Below are 17,336 nucleotides of genomic sequence, written 5' to 3' on the forward strand. Positions count from 1 at the left end.
TCACACGGTGCCATGCGGCACTGTGCGCTTATGCGGTATTAGCAGTCATTTCTAACTGTTATCCCCCTGTATGAGGCAGGTTACCCACGCGTTACTCACCCGTCCGCCGCTCAGTCACAAAAGATTTCATCCGAAGAATCATTCTTAAGTGCTTCGCTCGACTTGCATGTGTTAAGCACGCCGCCAGCGTTCATCCTGAGCCAGGATCAAACTCTCAACAAAAACTTCGTTTTTGTTTTCGCAGCATTCGTCAAATGTGCGTGCAAGCACGCCCGCTTTCCTCATTGTTCGCGAAAATAAAAATTTAATCCAGTTCAAAATTAACGTCTAGCTAATCTATCCCTTTTACTGTTTTATAAGGTCAGTTCCTTGAATTAACTTTTAGAATCTTTCAAGGTTGTTTCACTGTTCAATTATCAAGGTTCTTTGTTGTTTTGTTTCTCAACAGCAACTTTAATATTATGTCACTGTTTCAGAAATTTGTCAACACTTTTTTCGACTTTTCTATTTTTTATTTTTTCAAAAAAACTATTGACATAATTATATTCTTCGTGTATAGTATTATTTGTCGCTGAGAGATGCGACGAAAGAAATGCGCGAGTGGCTCAGTTGGTGGAGCGCGACCTTGCCAAGGTCGAGGCCGCGGGTTCGAGTCCCGTCTCGCGCTTTTGTTATGTGTAAAAGAGGTATCCGCTGGATACCTCTTTTTATTTCCTTGTCTGACTTTCTTTATAAGATGCAAGAAGTCTTTTCCAGCGTTTTCGATCCCCGCTGCTACATTGACACTTATTTTTATTTATTGTAGAATATAGTCGTTCGACCAAACAGAAGGGACATTTTATTCATATGATAAAAAGAACAAATATTTTACAGCTTAATCTGGCAGGGACTCAGTTTCAGGATTATAATAAGTCCAGTCTCCTGTTTTTCGATATTGAAACGACTGGTTTATCTGCTCGTATGTCCTACATCTATCTGATCGGTGTAATTGCCTGGGAAGATAATGTATGGAAGTGCACACAATGGTTTGCTGAAAATACAAACGATGAGCCTGTTATTCTGCAGGAATTTCTTTCCTACAGTCAGTCTAAGTCTCTCCTGATTCATTTTAATGGAGATCGCTTTGATATTCCTTATATTAATGAAAAATGTGAAGCCTACCATTTGAATATTACACTCTCCTCTATCGTAAGTCGAGATCTGCTTCGCATGATCCGCCCTCTGAGAAAGTTGTTACAGCTTAACTCATTGAAACAAAAAAGTCTGGAAGCTTTCTTACATGTAGACCGTGATGATGAATTCAGCGGTGGTGAACTAATTTCTGTTTATTATAGTTATGTGCGTAACCCTGATCCAGAGAAACTAGATACCTTGCTCTTACATAATTACGAAGATTTGCTTGGAATGATCTCTATCCTTCCAATCCTGTCCTATCAGACTATTATTAATAAAATCTATCATATCACCGCTTACGAGATCAACGATGACACTCTGGATGTCCATGCAAGGCTTCCTGTCATGTTACCAAGATCTTTTACATACATCGGTGAATTATATACCATCCGTGCCGAAAAGGATCAAATGCTAGTATCTGTTCCAGGTAAACGGGAACCATTAAAGTATTTTTATCCTGATTTCAAAAACTACTATTATCTTCCAGAAGAAGATATGGCACTTCATAAAAGCGTGGCTGCCTTTGTAGATAAGGCTCATCGTGAACCAGCCAGAGCCTCTACCTGCTACAGCAAAAAGAAGGGATTCTATCTTCCTCAAAACGAATCTCTGTTTAAACCAGTTTTTAAAACAGATTACTACCATAGACAGTTATACTTTTCATGTAACGATGCTTTTCTGGAAAATCCAGAAAATATTACCAACTATATCTATCATCTGTTGTCAGATCTATAATGCAAATGAAAGGGACGTATCAAAACCTTTTTCAGGTTTCGATACGTCCTTTTTATCTCTGTTCTGCGCATAACCATTGTACGCCGCAGTGCGCATCCTGCCGGAGGCTTTTTGTATAATAGGAAATGCAATTTCCTATTATACAAACATCAAAAACGGGCAGATATCTGCCCGTTTTACAATCCTTCTTATTCAGCGTCTTCTGCTTCTTCTTTTACTGGAGCCTGTTCCAGAGCTTTCATGCTCAGGCTGATCTTCTTCTCATCTGCATTGAAATCTACTACTTTTGCTTCGATTTCCTGTCCAATCTGAAGAACATCTGCCGGCTTATCTACATGATCATGAGAAATCTGTGATACATGAAGAAGAGCATCTACACCTGGTTCCAGTTCTACGAATGCACCAAAGTCTGTCATTCTTGCGACTTTACCGGTTACTACATTACCTACTGCATATTTATCTGCTGCTGTCAGCCATGGATTCTGATCTTCAAACTTCAGGCTGAGTGCAATCTTAGTTCCGTTAATTTCTTTGATCAGAACAGATACTTTGTCGCCTACATTAAATACCTTCTTAGGATTCTCTACACGACCCCAGGACATCTCAGAGATATGAAGCAGACCATCTGCTCCTCCCAGATCAATAAATGCGCCAAAATCTGTTACATTCTTTACCACACCTTCTACTACATCGCCAACATGGATCTTTTCGAAAAGTTCTTTCTGCATCTCTGCCTTCTTAGCAACTAAGAGCTGCTTGCGGTCACCGATGATTCTTCTTCTGCGAGGATTGAATTCAGTGATAACAAACTCGATCTCCTGTCCTGCGAACTTGTCCAGATTCTTCTCATAAGTATCTGATACCAGACTTGCCGGAATAAATACTCTTGCTTCATCTACTACTACACTTAATCCACCATTCAGTACCTGTGCTACAGTAGCTGTCAGTACTTCATGATTCTCGAATGCTTCTTCCAGTCTCTTGTTGCCTTTTTCAGCAGCAAGTCTCTTGTAAGTAAGCTGAACCTGTCCGTCTCCGTCGTTCACTTTCAGGACCTTTACTTCCATAGTGTCGCCAACTTTGATCACTTCACGTAAATCTACATTGGATTCATTTGTGTATTCATTTCTGGTAAGGATACCATCGGCCTTATAACCGATATTTAATACGACCTCATCTTCCTTAACGTCGATAACTGTACCTTCTACAATCTGGCCGTTATGAATTGTTTTTAAAGATTCTTCTAACATCTGTTCAAAGCTCATTTCTGACATACTTTTGAACCTCCTTAATTAAATAATTTGGGGTCGAGGCCCCTGCCGTAATACCTACACAATTGACAGGAGGTAGTGAATAGAGCTCCAAATCATCTAGTGTCTGAATATAATACGTATTTACGCAATTCGCTTTGCAGATCTCAAAGAGTTTCTGTGTATTCGAACTGCTTTTTCCACCGATTACTATCATAGCATCAACTTTATCAGCCAGTTCTCCTGCTTCTAATTGTCGCTCTTCGGTCGCACTGCAAATCGTATTGATAACATCAATATCATAACCCTTTTTGTCAATAATTTCAACTAAATTTTTAAATTTATTGTAGTTAAATGTCGTTTGTGAAACGACACATATTTTGCTCCCTTCCGGAAGCTTCAGTGCCTCCGCCTGCATTCTGTCAGCCACTACAATCGCCGGATGTACACACCAGCCTTTGATCCCTTCCACCTCCGGATGGGTATCATTTCCTATAATGATGATCTGACTTCCCTGCTCGCTTTTCTCTCTTACGATCCGGTGAATCTTCCTTACATAGGGACATGTTGCATCTACCAGTTCCAGTCCTTTTTCCTCTATCATCTGATAGATCTTCTTCCCCACTCCATGGGAACGGATGATCACAGTCCCACTCTGAAGCTGCTCCAGTTCTTTTCTGCTTTCCAGTACTTTTACTCCTTTGGATTCCAGGTCTGAAACGACTTCTTCGTTGTGAATAATAGGTCCGTAAGTGTAGATCTCCTTTTTTCCATGATTCACCTGGTCATACACTTTTTCTACAGCTCTCTTTACCCCAAAACAGAAGCCTGCTGTCTTTGCAGTAATTACTTCCATGACTGCCACCTCACTTTGCCAGTGATTTGATCTTCTCAACAACCTGATCAATAGTCATATCTGAGGAATCAAGGTAAACAGCATCTTTTGCCTGCATGAGCGGTGCTGTCTCTCTGTGCATATCCTGATAGTCTCTCTGCTCAATGTCTTTTTTGATTGCCTCCAGATCGCAGTCTGTGCCTTTTTCTATAAGTTCCTTATATCTTCGGCTGGCTCTGGTGTCTACACTGGCTGTAAGATAAATCTTAAGCTGAGCATCCGGCAGGATATTCGTTCCGATATCTCTTCCATCCATAACAACATCATGTTCCCTTGCCAGTTTCTTCTGCAATTCCAGAAGCTTTGCTCTGACACATGGTAATGCCGATGACTTGGATGCCATATTGCCCACTTCTTCCGTACGGATCTGTCCAGATACATCTTCCCCGTTTAACAGCACATGCTGTTCCCCGTTCACATACTGAATAGCGATCTCAATGTCTTCCAGTGCAACTTTTACTGTTTCCACATCTGTAGCTGAGATGTCTTTTCTTAGCAGATACAATGCGATAGAACGATACATTGCCCCTGTATCCACGTAAATAAAAGACAGTTCACCGGAAACTCTTTTTGCTATTGTACTTTTTCCGGCTCCCGCCGGCCCATCAATTGCTATATTATATGTCATAATACCCTCCATCTTTCCATTTTATGCTTCTGCCATCGCACATCCCGCTGCATATCCGGTAGACCAGGCAATCTGCAGATTAAATCCGCCAGTCACAGCATCCAGATCCAGCACTTCCCCTGCAAAATACAATCCTGTTACCAGCTTTGATTCCATTGTTGACGGGTTGATCTCTTTTACAGATACACCGCCCCTCGTGATAATAGCTTCATTATAATCTCGCAGTCCGGTTGCCGTCAATGGGAAGTGCTTGGTAAGCTGAATTAATCTCTCCCGTTCTGCTTTTGTAATCTCATTCACTTTTTTATCCGGTGAAATGCCTGACAACTCTATCATAACAGGTGTCATCTTAGTCGGATAAAGTACACCGATCACATTTTTGAACTGCTTATTGTGACCGTTTTCAAACTCACGCAAAAGCCGGACGTCCAGCTGTTCTTCTGACAGTGCCGGCTTCAGGTCAATCCTGATCTGCAGTTCTTTCTGACGTAGTTTTTTCAATACGGCTGTGCTGGCAGTCAGCACCAGAGGACCGGTAATGCCAAAATGAGTAAACATCATTTCGCCAAAGTCCTCGTAAAGACATTTTTTTCCGTCATACACTGACAATGTCACATTCTTCAGAGACAGCCCCTGCATACGCTTTCCATATTCTTCTCTGGTGTTGAACGGCACCAGCGAAGGTGAAAGTTCTGTCACTTTATGTCCCGCTTCTTCTGCAAAACGATAGCCGTCTCCCGTAGACCCTGTACTCTTATAAGAAAATCCACCAGTAGCTACCAAAATGCTGTCTGCATTCACTTCTGTTCCGTCCTTCAGGCGGATGCCTGTTGCTTTCTTGTCTTCCTCTCCTGTCAGAAGAATCGTATCCACTTCTGTATTCAGATGTACTTTTACACCAGCCTTTTTCATTGCATTTCTCAGGGTATCTATAACATCTGCTGATTTATCTGAAAGAGGGAAAACACGGTCGCCCCTCTCTGTCTTCGTTTTCATTCCATGCTTCTCAAAAAAATCTATCACATCCTGATTGGTATAGCCATAAAATGCACTGTACAAAAACTTACGGTTGGTGCAGACACTATCCATCAGTTTTTCCATGTCACATGCATTGGTAAGATTACATCTTCCTTTTCCGGTAATATAGATCTTTTTGCCCAGTTTTTCATTCTTCTCATATAAATGAACTTCATTTCCTTTTTCCGCTGCTGTGATAGCAGCAAACATTCCTGCAGCTCCGCCGCCAATGATCACTATCTTTTTCATATGGTTTCCTTTGCTTTTTATGCTATTTACTATAAACGCCCCGGATCACTCCGGGGCGCCATATGTTTCAAAATAGATATTAGACTGGATATGCTCCATTCTTGGTATCTGCAACAGTCTCGTCAACCTTTGTCTGCTGAGCTTCTCTGTATTTGAAGAATTCAGTAGCAACCTGTGGAAACAGTGCGTAAGATAAAACGTCTTCTTCCTGCTGTGTCCATTTTGCACATTCTTCTTTCAGTTTGTCCAGCTGTGGCGGGATCAGATCTGCAGGACGGCATGTGATAACCTCTTCATCACCGATGCATTTCTTAACCACTTCAGGATTGAACGGTTTAACAGTCTTTCCGTAATGTCCGGAAAGAACGTCTTTGGTCTGCTGTGGAACCATCTTGTAACGTTCGCCGTTGATAACATTCATAACTGCCTGAGTACCAACGATCTGTGAAGATGGAGTAACCAGTGGGCATTCACCAAGGTCTTTACGTACACGAGGTACCTCTTCCAGTACTTCGTAGTACTTGTCTTCTGCATGAAGGTCTTTCAGCTGAGATGTCAGGTTGGAAAGCATACCACCTGGTACCTGGTATAACAGAGTCTTGATGTTAACACCAAGGTTCTTTGGATTCAGTAAGCCTGTATCCAGAGCATGGTCACGGATCGGTCTGAAGTAATCAGCGATCTCAGCCAGAAGCTTCTGATCCAGTCCTGTATCGTATGGAGTACCTTTGAAGGTCTCAACCATAACTTCTGTTGCAGGCTGGGATGTTCCCAGTGCAAATGGTGACATTGCTGTATCGATTACGTCTACACCAGCTTCTACTGCCTTCAGGTATGTCATGGAAGCAACACCTGATGTGTAGTGTGTATGCAGCTGAATTGGAATATCAACTGTTTCTTTCAGAGCCTGTACCAGTTCTGTTGCTGTATATGGAAGAAGAAGACCAGCCATATCTTTGATACACAGAGAATTAGCTCCCATATCTTCTACTTTCTTAGCCATATCTTTCCAGTAGTCCAGTGTGTAAGCTTCTCCCAGAGTATAGGAAAGTGCAACCTGTGCATGACCTTTTTCTTTGTTAGCTGCTGTAACTGCTGTCTGAAGATTTCTGATATCATTCAGGCAGTCGAAAATACGGATAATATCGATACCGTTTGCAATAGACTTCTGTACGAAGTATTCTACTACATCATCTGCATACTGGCTGTAGCCAAGAATGTTCTGTCCACGGAACAGCATCTGCAGTTTGGTATTCTTGAATCCGTCACGGAATTTACGAAGTCTTTCCCATGGATCCTCTTTCAGGAAACGAAGGGATGCATCGAAAGTTGCTCCACCCCAGCACTCTACGGAATGGTAACCAACTTTATCCATCTTATCTACGATCGGAAGCATCTCTTCTGTTGTCATTCTTGTGGCAATCAGAGACTGATGTGCGTCACGTAAGATGGTCTCAGTAATTTTAATAGGTTTCTTAGCGATATCTGCCATTTTAAATGTTCCTCCTATACTCCAAAGATTGCCATAAAGGTTCCGGCTGCTACTGCAGTACCGATAACACCAGCTACGTTAGGTCCCATTGCATGCATCAGCAGGAAGTTTGTAGGATCTGCTTCTGCACCAACCTTCTGGGATACACGTGCTGCCATAGGAACCGCGGATACTCCGGCAGAACCAATCAGTGGGTTAATCTTGCCTCCTGAAAGCTTGCACATAATCTTACCAAAGATAACACCGGCTGCAGTACCGCATGCAAATGCTACCAGACCGAGAACTACGATCTTAATGGTGCTCAGGTTCAGGAATGCTTCTGCACTTGTAGTAGCACCTACAGAAGTACCCAGCAGGATAACTACGATGTACATCAGTGCGTTGGAAGCTGTCTCTGTCAGCTGCTTAACTACACCAGACTCACGGAACAGGTTACCAAGCATCAGCATACCTACCAGCGGAGCAGTTGTCGGAAGAAGCAGACAAACAACGATAGTTACGATAATAGGGAACAGAATCTTTTCCAGCTTGGATACAGGACGAAGCTGTTCCATCTTGATCTTTCTTTCTTCTTCAGAAGTCAGAGCTTTCATAATAGGTGGCTGGATAATAGGAACCAGTGACATATAGGAATATGCTGCTACAGCGATAGGTCCCATCAGTGCTGTCTGTCCCAGCTTACCTGCAAGGAAGATAGATGTAGGGCCGTCAGCACCACCAATGATAGAAATAGCTGCAGCTGCCTTTCCATTGAATCCCATGAAGATTGCAAGGAAATATGCAGCGTAGATACCGATCTGTGCTGCTGCACCAAGAATAAAGCTCTTCGGGTTTGCGATCAGCGGACCAAAGTCCGTCATAGCTCCGACACCCATGAAAATAAGTGACGGTAAGATACTCCATTCATCCATCAGATAGAAGTAATGGAGAAGACCTCCCACACCATTAGACATATCTTCCGGAGCTGCCATAATGTCCGGATAAATGTTTACCAACAGCATACCAAATGCAATAGGTACCAGAAGGAGCGGCTCGTACTCTTTCTTAATTGCAAGATATAAGAATACACACGCTACTGCGATCATTACATAGTTGCCTACTGTCAGGTTAAAAAACGCTGTCTGGTGAAGCAGGTTCGATAATGTGTCTGTTACATATGACATTGTTTTACCTCCTGTGTTGTAGCTTTACTGTGAAACGACTGAACTAGTTCATTGTTGCCAGTACATCACCGTTTTCAACAGCTGCACCAACTGCTACATCGATACTTGCAACAGTTCCGTCCTGAGGAGCTACAACTGGGATTTCCATCTTCATAGCTTCAAGAACAACGATTGGATCTCCAGCCTTTACAGACTGTCCAACGCTTGCTTCTACTTTGAATACTTTACCTGGTACAGAAGCGGTTACTTTTACGCTTCCTGCGCCTGCTGCTGCCTTAGGTGCTGCTGCAGGAGCTGCTTTTGGAGCTGCCTTAGGTGCTGCTGCTCTTGCAACAGGTGCTGCTCCGTTTCCTGTTCCTTCTTCTACAGTTACATCATATGCTACACCGTTCACGGTAATTGTATAATTCTTCATTATAGTTTTCCTCCTACTATATTAAGCTCTCTGCCATTTATTGCGGTTGCTCTTCTTAATGGAACGTACTACGAATCCATCTGTACTTGTGCCTTCTGCTGCTGCAATAGCTGCTGCAATGACTGCGATCAATTCTCCGTCATCTACAACTTCTTCCTCTTCTACAGGAGCCGGTGCTGCTACCGGTGCAGGAGCCGGGGCTACAGGTGCGTTTTTCTTCTTGAAGCCTTCTTCCAGTTTGCTGATATGCTTAAACTGTGAAATCAGGAAGCTCAGGAAGAACAGCATTACGAATACAACGCAGACACCCATCAGAGTGTTCAGGACTGCTTCTTCCATCTTCTGTCCCATGGTCTTCTCAGCAGTTGCAAATTCCATACTTACCAGTGAAAGATCATCCAGAGAAAGTGTGGTAGTAACTACGCTTTCACCGTTCTCAAATTCACAGTCTGTCTTGATCACGATATCATCATCAACTTCGATATCCTGCGCAAGGATCTGCTTGTATGCGCCAAGTTCCTCTTTTGCATTCACCCATGACTGAACACTCGCTACCATGCTGTCCTGGTATTTGCTGAGGATGGATGAAGGATGCAGAATCTCTTCTGCCTGAGCATCGTCCATTCCTACAATCATCTCAATGCTCTGCTGAGCATAAGATTCCAGAGATGCTCTGTCGGATGCACTGATTCCGCCCTCTACAACTTCTTCTGCTGCCTGTGCTTCAGATTCCACAGCTGCTTCTTCTGATGCACTTTCAGAAGCTGCTTCTGTCTCAGATGCAGCTTCAGTGACAACTTCGGTAGTTTCTGTCTCTTCGGCAAAAACGGTTCCGGATGTCATCAGCATAGCGGCCATAGATACGGAAACGAATAATCCTTTATATTTTCTCATATCATACACCTCGCTTAAACTGTTCCGTGTTTTTTGCCTGGACGGTCATCTCTTTTTGTGAATAACATCTCGAATGCACCGATCACATATTTTCTGGTATCTTCTGCTTCGATGATGGTATCAACATAACCTCTTCTTGCTGCAGAAACTGCGCTTGTCTGAAGTGCCGCATATTCTGCTGCTTTTTCATTTAATTCTGCTGCTGTAGCTTCCGGATACATGATCTTGCAAGCCAGCTTAGCGTCCATGGTTCCGATCTCTGCTGTAGGCCATGCAAATGTCATATCTGCGCCTGTAGCCTTGCTGTTCATAACAGAGTAAGCACTTCCGTATGCTTTACCGATTACTACATTTACCTTAGGTACAGTAGCATTAGCGAATGCATAGGTAAGTTTTGCTGCTGCTTTTGCAATTCCCTTTTCTGAATGAATATCAGCCCTGAAACCTGTTACGTTTGTCAGAGATAATACAGGGATCTCAAATGCATCACAGAATTTTACGAATTCTGCTGCCTTCTCAGCGCCCTTTCTTGTCAGAACTGCATCAAAATTGTCTGTCTTGGTTCCTTCTGCATCATAAACTTCTGTACGGTTAGCAACTGCTCCAACAGTCTGCCCGTTCAGGCGAAGGAATCCTGTAACCATATCTTTTGCATATGCTGCCTTAGTCTCGATAAACAAATTGTCATCTGCGATGTTAGACAGCAGAATAGATGTATCACCAACACAGTTAGCCAAATCTGCGCATACTCTGTTCAGATCATCTTCGGATTCTGCATAGTAAGTATCATCTTCGTTGTTAGCCGGAAGAACGGATACCAGATCACGGATCTGTGCAAAGATATCCTCTTCACTTCCTGCATAGTCAACCAGACCTGTCTCTTCACTCTGGAACTTGGCAGATGCGGTATCGCATTTTTCAACTCTGTTGCCATCCAGTGCATTTGGAGAATTTACAAATAATTTTGCATTCTTCTCTTCCATGAATGTGAAGTCTGTCATTCCCGGAACCAGTGCAAGACCACCGCCACAGTTACCGAAGATAGCTGTAATCTGCGGGATCACTCCTGATGCCAGTGTCTGTTTCATGTAGATATCACCAAAAGCGTTCATGGCATCTGTAGCTTCCTGAAGTCTTAAGCCTGCGCAGTCGATCAGACCGATCACCGGTGCTCCCATCTTCATAGCCATGTCGTAGATACCTGAAATCTTTTTCGCGTGCATTTCACCGATTGTACCGCCTAAAACAGATGCATCCTGGCTGTATACATAAACCAGTTTGTCATTAATCACACCATAACCTGTGATGACACCATCTGCCGGAGTCTCGGCCTTCGCCATGTTAAAATCTGTATTTCTGGCAGTAATGCCTGCACCGATTTCAACAAAACTGTTCTCATCAAGCAAAGACGCGATTCTTTTGCCTGCTAAGCTTTGTGCTGTGTTACTCATTTTTCAGCCCTCCATTTTCTATATTAGATAAATTGTAACCAATTATCTGCCATGTATCATTGTAACTTGTTTTGCAAATACTGGCAAGACTTTTGTCGATTAGTAAGCATAAAAATTCCCCCGTTTTTTCATGTTTTTTATAGCAATTTTAACAACATCTCATCAGGCTACAAATGGAACATTTGTAAAGTCCAGACTAACCAGTTCCCCGGTTTCCGCTTTGCCACGGCAGTTTCTGACAGAATCCGTTTTTCTGCCATCAGCACTCCATTCAGAGTGAATTGTATTTTTCCAAATACCATATTCCTTTCAACCGGGGCCTCGATTGTATTCCTGTATTCCAGATGACGTATCAGCTTTTCCTGATCCCCTATCAGGATTATTTTTCCTGCACTTTTTTCTATACAAAGTGGTATTTGAATGTTTTTCCATGGATTTTCGCCGTCAATCCAGCCGTTTTTTACCTCTGCATACATTATTTCTTCCGGATATTCCAGCCTGACTTCCCGATAATGTTTTTTGGCATAGTCCATCATTTTCGTCATATCTTTCCATTTATAGGTCCGGTTATAAGGCCATCCACATGCCAGGACTACTCCGGTGAACTTCCGTCCCTCACTTTCTACTGCACAGACATAGCAGTATCCTGCTGCTGATGTAAAGCCCGTCTTTCCGGATATTACTCCTTCATACATATCGAGAAATGCATTGTGATTATCGCATGCATAGGATCTGGTGCCTTTCACATTAGAAAAAAAATAACTTCGTGCCTGTGTAATCTCCAGAAATTCTTCTGACTTTGGAGAATCCCAGACACAGTACTTCATAATCCGTGCCAGATCCTGTGCTGTTGTCTGGTGTACTCCCTCATCATCTGTGCTATCCAGTCCGTTTGGTGTGACAAAATGCGTCTCGTTGCATCCCAACTCTTTTGCTTTCTGATTCATTAATCCGGCAAATTCTTCCACACTGCCACTGACCTGTTCCGCAATCATCACGGCTGCATCATTATAGGACTCCAGCATCAGTGCATAGAGCAGATCTTTCAGATAAAATGTTTCTCCCACTCCGGAGCCCAGATGTACCTCTGGCTGCCCGGCTGCATTTTGTGACACTTCTACTATATCTTCCGGATCTCCATTTTCCAACGCAAGTATACAGGTCATGATTTTCGTAGTACTCGCCATCGGCATCGTCTCGTCTGCATTTTTTCCAAAAAGAACACGCCCGCTGCTGCCGTCGATGACTACGGCACTGCGGGCGTATAACTCTCCTATTTCTTCCGGAAGCTGACACTGTGCTGCACAGATCCTCAGTACAGTTGTCATCCAGAAAAAGATTATCCATAAAACGGTTCTGACTGTTTTCCTCATACTTTCTGCTCCGTTTTTGCTTTTACAACAGCTTATGAATATTCTCTTATTTTATGTCTTTCACTTATAATTCCGATCAAATCTGACATTCAGTCGATCTGATCCGTTTCTTTGTTTATAGTATTCGTTTATCATGGTTGCGGCTTCCGGCACCGTCTGACGGAACAGCTGCGTCAGATGCTGTGTGCTTTCCAGACAGATATCTTTGGGTTCCCCGCGGATAATTCTGCCGTCTGCAAGGCGGTACATAAAAAGAATCCTGGCAACTGCCAGCTTGATTTTCCGTTTTTTCTCTGAGTCACAGATAGGAAGTCTGGTATAAAACTTCGATCCCATCAATGCGCGTACAATGTCTCTGTGGCTCATGCCTTCCATCACTTCTGAAATTGCATCCACACTGTTTTTCTCTATACGAATCACGCTTCCCGGCTGATAGTGAAACGGGTCTTTCCCTGTCCGAACCATCAACGCCCGATCAAATTCCGTCTCAATCTCATCATGTCTTGCGCCTGTCTTCTTCATATATTCACTGATATAAGGATGACAGGTACTGTCCAGCATAAAATGACAGATGAATCCTAACAAATACACCAGAATTTCTTCATTTCCTGTCTTTTGGTAAAGTTCTCTTCCACGTTCAAAAAATCCAGCCGCCTCTTCCCTGTGAAGTCTGTGTGCCATCTGATTAAACCGGTTCTTGTGAAACGGTCTGACATAAAAAAGAATATCCGGTCCATGAAGCCCGATCTGATAGGTGGTCTGATATTTTTTTATCTTTTCTTGTATCTCCGGATCCAGACGGTGGTATACCATCTTTCCGAACAAATCATGTGCATATGTGGTAGGCATAATATTCCCTTCCTATACCTTTAATGTCATCTCAATCTCTTCTTCTGCTTCTGCCTTAAAGTCTTCCATCTTCACTGGATTGACTTCCGGCAGGTCATCTATAGAAGTGACTCCGAATCTTCTCAGAAACTCTTCTGTCGTTCCGAATAAAAGAGGTCGGCCCGGTGCATCCAGTCTTCCCACTTCTTTTACCAGATTAAACTCAATCAGCTTATTCACTGCATGGTCACATTTTACACCTCTGATTTTTTCCAGTTCAATTCTAGTGATCGGCTGCTTGTATGCGATAATTGAAAGTGTTTCCAAAACTACGTCTGTTAATACAATCTTCTTTGGCTGTTTTGCAATCTTAATCAGATACTCATAGAGTTCCGGGTTCGTACACATCTGAAACGAATCTTCCAGTTCAATCAGACGTATCCCCCGCCCCTCTGTTTCATATTTTTCTTTCATGGTTCGCAGCATCTTTCGGGTAGCTTCCGTACTCATTCCAATTGCCTTGGCAATCCGCTCTACCTCTACCGCATTCCCCATGGTAAATAAAATGGCTTCTGCAGCCGCTTCCAGTTCTTTTTTATCCACACTTATTCCTCACTTTGTTTTGCCATAATCAGGATCTCTCCAAAGATCTCATCCTGCTCCACTTCGATCTTTCCTGTCTTCATCATTTCCAGAATGGTCAGAAATGTAATCGCGATACGCATCTTACTTCTCTGTTTATTCAGCAGATCTCTGAAATTGCACTTATGATGCTGGGATATGTACTTTTCCACATAGGCAATGGTCTGATCCAGATCTACCTCTTCTTTTTCCACCTGACCGAACTTACTTCGCACCGGATCCAGCCGGCTCTCGGAACGCTTCATCACATCCTGAAAAATGGCATTCAGCTTTTCCAGATTCAGATCTCCAAGTATCTCGTCCAGATTCACCGGTGGCTTGTACTGTTGTACCTCCTTAGGGATCGACGGATCCCGGTACAGCATATGTTCCGCATCCATCTGACGGTCACGCAGCTCGTAAGACATATATTTATACATCTTATATTCCAAAAGGCGTTCCACCAGTTCCTGTCTCGGATCTTCCTCTTCGCCTTCTTCATTTACTTCTTTTGGAAGAAGCATACGAGCCTTGATATCCAGAAGCGTTGCCGCCATAACCAGGAACTCACTCATGACAGACATATCTTCCGTCTCCATGGCATGGAGATATTCCATGTACTGGTTTGTGATCTCCACAATCGGGATATCAAAAATATCCACTTTATTCTTATCAATCAAATGCAGCAGCAGATCCAAAGGGCCTTCAAACTGCTCCAGTTTTACCGAAATTCCCATAGTTACCTCTTCTAATACAACTCCACCAGCATGAATTCTGCCGGATTGTTGATGCGAAATGCAATGGAATGGGATCCCAGTCCCGCTGTGACCAGAAGCTTTCTTCCATATTTTTCATACAGTCCACAGTCATACTTTGGAAACAGCTTCACCTGTGGGCTGATGACTCCGCCGATCAGCGGCAGGCGCATCAGGCCTCCATGCAAGTGACCACTCAAGGTCAGATCTGCTCCCCAAAGGGCATAGCCTTCAAAATATACCGGATTGTGTGCCAGTAAAATATTATAGCGTCCCTCTTCCGGTTCCTGAATCGATTTTCGAATCTCTTCTGCACTGATGTACTGTTGCTGAAACCGCTTATAATACTTCTCTGGCAGTTCATATCCATGTACCGTCAGGTGGGTTCCTTTGATATTGATCTGCTCTTTTTCATCTTCCAGAAGACGTATATTCGAGGTATGGATGCCCTTTTTGAATTCTTCATATACTCCATTATAAGCATCCGGATATCTCTTGGCCCGGAACTCATGGTTTCCGTTAATACAATATACCGGACATTCACAGGAAAGCCTCTTGAGCAGCGATACCGCCACATCAATATTCGTCTCTTTTCCCGGCTTGCATACTGTCAGATCCCCTACGGAAAAAATCAGATCCGGGTGCTGCCCTATAATCTGCTCCACCAGGTTCCGATTGCCTTTTCCAAATGTTCGATTGTGCAAATCTCCGATAACTACAATCCGGATCGGCGCCGTAGGCTTAGGAACCTTTCGCGGCAGCGCAATCCGGTAGCGTCTGATAATTATTCTACTCATAATCCTACCAATCCAATTTTCTGTTTAATAGTATAAACAAATATTGAGGGTTTGGCAAGGGAAAGCATTTTTCTTCTCTTCATCATATATTTGCTCTATAAACTGAATTATTCATACTTCCTTCCGCTTCTACATACCCTGTTCCAACTAGCATTTTTAGATATCTCCTTACCGTTGCGGTAGACCTTCCACTGACACTTTCCGCTTCTTTCCACTGTATTAGACAATTCATATTAATACTGCAGCTCTCACTAAATATTATCTTTCCTTCTGTTACATCTGTCTGAAAGCCATCTGAGATTGGCTAAACAGTGTTTAGCCAATCCCAGGCATAGGATAAATCGTATAAAAGTGCTGAACATTTTCATCATTTCTGACATATATTTCTTTTAGGCACTTTTATTGTATATCTTCAATAATTAGTAGCTTTTCATCTTGCCACATTTCTCTGATCACCGCTCTTCACGAATAAGCTCCAAATTTTTACATCATTCTCAAACCATACGGACAGTCTCTGCATCTCATTTCAAGCTTGAGTACCATACGTTTTTACATCATTCTCAAACTAATACAATTCCGTTTTTGGATTTAATTTGCTTGAGTACCATACGTTTTTACATCATTCTCAAACGGCATTTACCGATTCCACGATACCGATATGGCTTGAGTACCATACGTTTTTACATCATTCTCAAACGTTTTGGCATCGCTTATTGTCGCAGTTAAGCTTGAGTACCATACGTTTTTACATCATTCTCAAACCGTGAAACGCCCGAGGGGGGTGATGAATAGCTTGAGTACCATACGTTTTTACATCATTCTCAAACCTCTTTGCTCATGGAATGTCGATACTTATGCTTGAGTACCATACGTTTTTACATCATTCTCAAACAGCCCCAATGCAATCAATTTCTATAAAATTGCTTGAGTACCATACGTTTTTACATCATTCTCAAACAAATTGTTCAAGTAAACCATCTTACTTTTAGCTTGAGTACCATACGTTTTTACATCATTCTCAAACAGCACATACAATGATTCCATTTCCCGCAAGCTTGAGTACCATACGTTTTTACATCATTCTCAAACATGTGGTTATTCAACTTCAATAAATGCCAGCTTGAGTACCATACGTTTTTACATCATTCTCAAACCTGTCACCAGTTTATTTGACAAACTTTCTGCTTGAGTACCATACGTTTTTACATCATTCTCAAACAATTACAATACACTGATTAACGTTATTTGGGCTTGAGTACCATACGTTTTTATATCATTCTCAAACTCGAAACTCTTTTAATAAACTTGAATTACTGCTTGAGTACCATACGTTTTTACATCATTCTCAAACATGTAAAAAGGTAATCTCCTTTTAAATTTGGCTTGAGTACCATACGTTTTTACATCATTCTCAAACTGTTATTTATGGTATTTATTTTGGAAATGAGCTTGAGTACCATACGTTTTTACATCATTCTCAAACAGTTCTTCCAGTCTTAGCTGACCATATTGGCTTGAGTACCATACGTTTTTACATCATTCTCAAACAGTCTGTCCAAAGAATACTCATCCGTTGGTGCTTGAGTACCATACGTTTTTA

General features: G+C 42.4%; 15 protein-coding genes, 1 tRNA gene, 1 rRNA gene and 1 CRISPR repeat array (1 of these 18 running past the window's edge). Of the genes, 2 read left to right on the top strand and 15 right to left on the bottom strand.

The genetic code is table 11. From position 1 onward, the window contains the following. A 16S ribosomal RNA gene (locus H8716_RS15660) occupies nt 1-222 on the bottom strand; the annotation flags it as partial. Between the two features lie 372 nt (nt 223-594). Between H8716_RS15660 and H8716_RS15665 the strand changes: the two genes are divergently transcribed. Together H8716_RS15665 and H8716_RS15670 are read left to right on the top strand one after the other, a co-directional pair. Next, nucleotides 595-667 (top strand) — tRNA-Gly (locus H8716_RS15665). A 179-nt stretch (nt 668-846) separates the two neighbouring features. Further along, nucleotides 847-1,908, top strand: coding sequence for a ribonuclease H-like domain-containing protein (locus H8716_RS15670; protein ID WP_249309937.1), 1,062 nt, complete (start codon nt 847-849; stop codon nt 1,906-1,908). Nucleotides 1,909-2,096: 188 nt separating this feature from the next. Here H8716_RS15670 and rpsA read toward each other — a convergent pair whose 3' ends face one another. The 14 genes from rpsA to H8716_RS15740 all read right to left on the bottom strand — a co-directional run bounded on the left by rpsA (nt 2,097) and on the right by H8716_RS15740 (nt 15,736). Beyond that, nucleotides 2,097-3,182 carry a 30S ribosomal protein S1 gene (gene rpsA, locus H8716_RS15675; RefSeq protein ID WP_249309938.1) on the bottom strand — a complete coding sequence of 362 codons (1,086 nt, stop codon included), beginning with the start codon at nt 3,180-3,182 and terminating at the stop codon, nt 2,097-2,099. Further along, nucleotides 3,163-4,014 carry a 4-hydroxy-3-methylbut-2-enyl diphosphate reductase gene (gene ispH / locus H8716_RS15680; protein WP_249309939.1) on the bottom strand — a complete coding sequence of 284 codons (852 nt, stop codon included), beginning with the start codon at nt 4,012-4,014 and terminating at the stop codon, nt 3,163-3,165. Before ispH ends, rpsA begins: the two co-directional genes overlap by 20 nt. A gap of 10 nt (nt 4,015-4,024) precedes the next feature. Next, nucleotides 4,025-4,681: a (d)CMP kinase gene (gene cmk / locus H8716_RS15685; protein WP_249309940.1), complete on the bottom strand. Its 657-nt coding sequence runs from the start codon at nt 4,679-4,681 to the stop codon at nt 4,025-4,027. A 21-nt stretch (nt 4,682-4,702) separates the two neighbouring features. Next, nucleotides 4,703-5,947, bottom strand: coding sequence for a BaiN/RdsA family NAD(P)/FAD-dependent oxidoreductase (locus H8716_RS15690; protein WP_249309941.1), 1,245 nt, complete (start codon nt 5,945-5,947; stop codon nt 4,703-4,705). Nucleotides 5,948-6,026: 79 nt separating this feature from the next. After that, nucleotides 6,027-7,439 carry an oxaloacetate decarboxylase subunit alpha gene (locus H8716_RS15695; RefSeq protein WP_249309942.1) on the bottom strand — a complete coding sequence of 471 codons (1,413 nt, stop codon included), beginning with the start codon at nt 7,437-7,439 and terminating at the stop codon, nt 6,027-6,029. A 14-nt stretch (nt 7,440-7,453) separates the two neighbouring features. Further along, nucleotides 7,454-8,602 (bottom strand): sodium ion-translocating decarboxylase subunit beta, encoded by a 1,149-nt coding sequence (locus H8716_RS15700; protein WP_249309943.1) that lies wholly within the window; start codon nt 8,600-8,602, stop codon nt 7,454-7,456. A 43-nt stretch (nt 8,603-8,645) separates the two neighbouring features. Further along, entirely contained in the window at nt 8,646-9,017 is a 372-nt protein-coding gene (locus H8716_RS15705) for a biotin/lipoyl-containing protein (RefSeq protein ID WP_117448988.1), read from the bottom strand. 21 nt (nt 9,018-9,038) lie between these two features. Next, nucleotides 9,039-9,911 (bottom strand): OadG family protein, encoded by an 873-nt coding sequence (locus H8716_RS15710; protein ID WP_249309944.1) that lies wholly within the window; start codon nt 9,909-9,911, stop codon nt 9,039-9,041. A 14-nt stretch (nt 9,912-9,925) separates the two neighbouring features. Next, nucleotides 9,926-11,362 carry an acyl-CoA carboxylase subunit beta gene (locus H8716_RS15715; RefSeq protein ID WP_249309945.1) on the bottom strand — a complete coding sequence of 479 codons (1,437 nt, stop codon included), beginning with the start codon at nt 11,360-11,362 and terminating at the stop codon, nt 9,926-9,928. 167 nt (nt 11,363-11,529) lie between these two features. Further along, nucleotides 11,530-12,735 (bottom strand): D-alanyl-D-alanine carboxypeptidase family protein, encoded by a 1,206-nt coding sequence (locus H8716_RS15720; protein ID WP_330606660.1) that lies wholly within the window; start codon nt 12,733-12,735, stop codon nt 11,530-11,532. Between the two features lie 60 nt (nt 12,736-12,795). After that, entirely contained in the window at nt 12,796-13,584 is a 789-nt protein-coding gene (locus H8716_RS15725) for a zinc dependent phospholipase C family protein (protein WP_249309946.1), read from the bottom strand. 12 nt (nt 13,585-13,596) lie between these two features. Continuing rightward, a complete protein-coding gene (gene scpB, locus H8716_RS15730; RefSeq protein ID WP_249309947.1) occupies nt 13,597-14,166 on the bottom strand; it encodes an SMC-Scp complex subunit ScpB in 570 nt (189 codons plus the stop codon). A 2-nt stretch (nt 14,167-14,168) separates the two neighbouring features. Beyond that, nucleotides 14,169-14,921 carry a segregation and condensation protein A gene (locus tag H8716_RS15735; RefSeq protein ID WP_249309948.1) on the bottom strand — a complete coding sequence of 251 codons (753 nt, stop codon included), beginning with the start codon at nt 14,919-14,921 and terminating at the stop codon, nt 14,169-14,171. An 11-nt stretch (nt 14,922-14,932) separates the two neighbouring features. After that, the gene (locus H8716_RS15740) at nt 14,933-15,736 is read right to left on the bottom strand and encodes a metallophosphoesterase (RefSeq protein ID WP_249309949.1); all 804 of its coding nucleotides are present in this window, start codon (nt 15,734-15,736) and stop codon (nt 14,933-14,935) included. Between the two features lie 530 nt (nt 15,737-16,266). Next, nucleotides 16,267-17,336: direct repeats of the CRISPR family, unit length 36 nt; unit sequence GCTTGAGTACCATACGTTTTTACATCATTCTCAAAC; it runs 79 nt beyond the window's last position.

The sequence above is a fragment of the Jingyaoa shaoxingensis genome (genome assembly GCF_014385005.1).
GTDB lineage: Bacteria > Bacillota > Clostridia > Lachnospirales > Lachnospiraceae > Marvinbryantia > Marvinbryantia shaoxingensis.

Excerpts from the sequence above, each read along its gene's own strand:
- H8716_RS15705 (WP_117448988.1), bottom strand. The coding sequence starts at position 9,017 with ATGAAGAATTATACAATTACCGTGAACGGTGTAGCATATGATGTAACT.
- cmk (WP_249309940.1), bottom strand. The coding sequence starts at position 4,681 with ATGACATATAATATAGCAATTGATGGGCCGGCGGGAGCCGGAAAAAGT.
- rpsA (WP_249309938.1), bottom strand. The coding sequence starts at position 3,182 with ATGTCAGAAATGAGCTTTGAACAGATGTTAGAAGAATCTTTAAAAACA.
- H8716_RS15715 (WP_249309945.1), bottom strand. The coding sequence starts at position 11,362 with ATGAGTAACACAGCACAAAGCTTAGCAGGCAAAAGAATCGCGTCTTTG.
- H8716_RS15720 (WP_330606660.1), bottom strand. The coding sequence starts at position 12,735 with ATGAGGAAAACAGTCAGAACCGTTTTATGGATAATCTTTTTCTGGATG.
- H8716_RS15710 (WP_249309944.1), bottom strand. The coding sequence starts at position 9,911 with ATGAGAAAATATAAAGGATTATTCGTTTCCGTATCTATGGCCGCTATG.
- H8716_RS15725 (WP_249309946.1), bottom strand. The coding sequence starts at position 13,584 with ATGCCTACCACATATGCACATGATTTGTTCGGAAAGATGGTATACCAC.
- H8716_RS15700 (WP_249309943.1), bottom strand. The coding sequence starts at position 8,602 with ATGTCATATGTAACAGACACATTATCGAACCTGCTTCACCAGACAGCG.
- H8716_RS15695 (WP_249309942.1), bottom strand. The coding sequence starts at position 7,439 with ATGGCAGATATCGCTAAGAAACCTATTAAAATTACTGAGACCATCTTA.
- ispH (WP_249309939.1), bottom strand. The coding sequence starts at position 4,014 with ATGGAAGTAATTACTGCAAAGACAGCAGGCTTCTGTTTTGGGGTAAAG.
- H8716_RS15740 (WP_249309949.1), bottom strand. The coding sequence starts at position 15,736 with ATGAGTAGAATAATTATCAGACGCTACCGGATTGCGCTGCCGCGAAAG.
- H8716_RS15735 (WP_249309948.1), bottom strand. The coding sequence starts at position 14,921 with ATGGGAATTTCGGTAAAACTGGAGCAGTTTGAAGGCCCTTTGGATCTG.
- H8716_RS15690 (WP_249309941.1), bottom strand. The coding sequence starts at position 5,947 with ATGAAAAAGATAGTGATCATTGGCGGCGGAGCTGCAGGAATGTTTGCT.
- H8716_RS15670 (WP_249309937.1), top strand. The coding sequence starts at position 847 with ATGATAAAAAGAACAAATATTTTACAGCTTAATCTGGCAGGGACTCAG.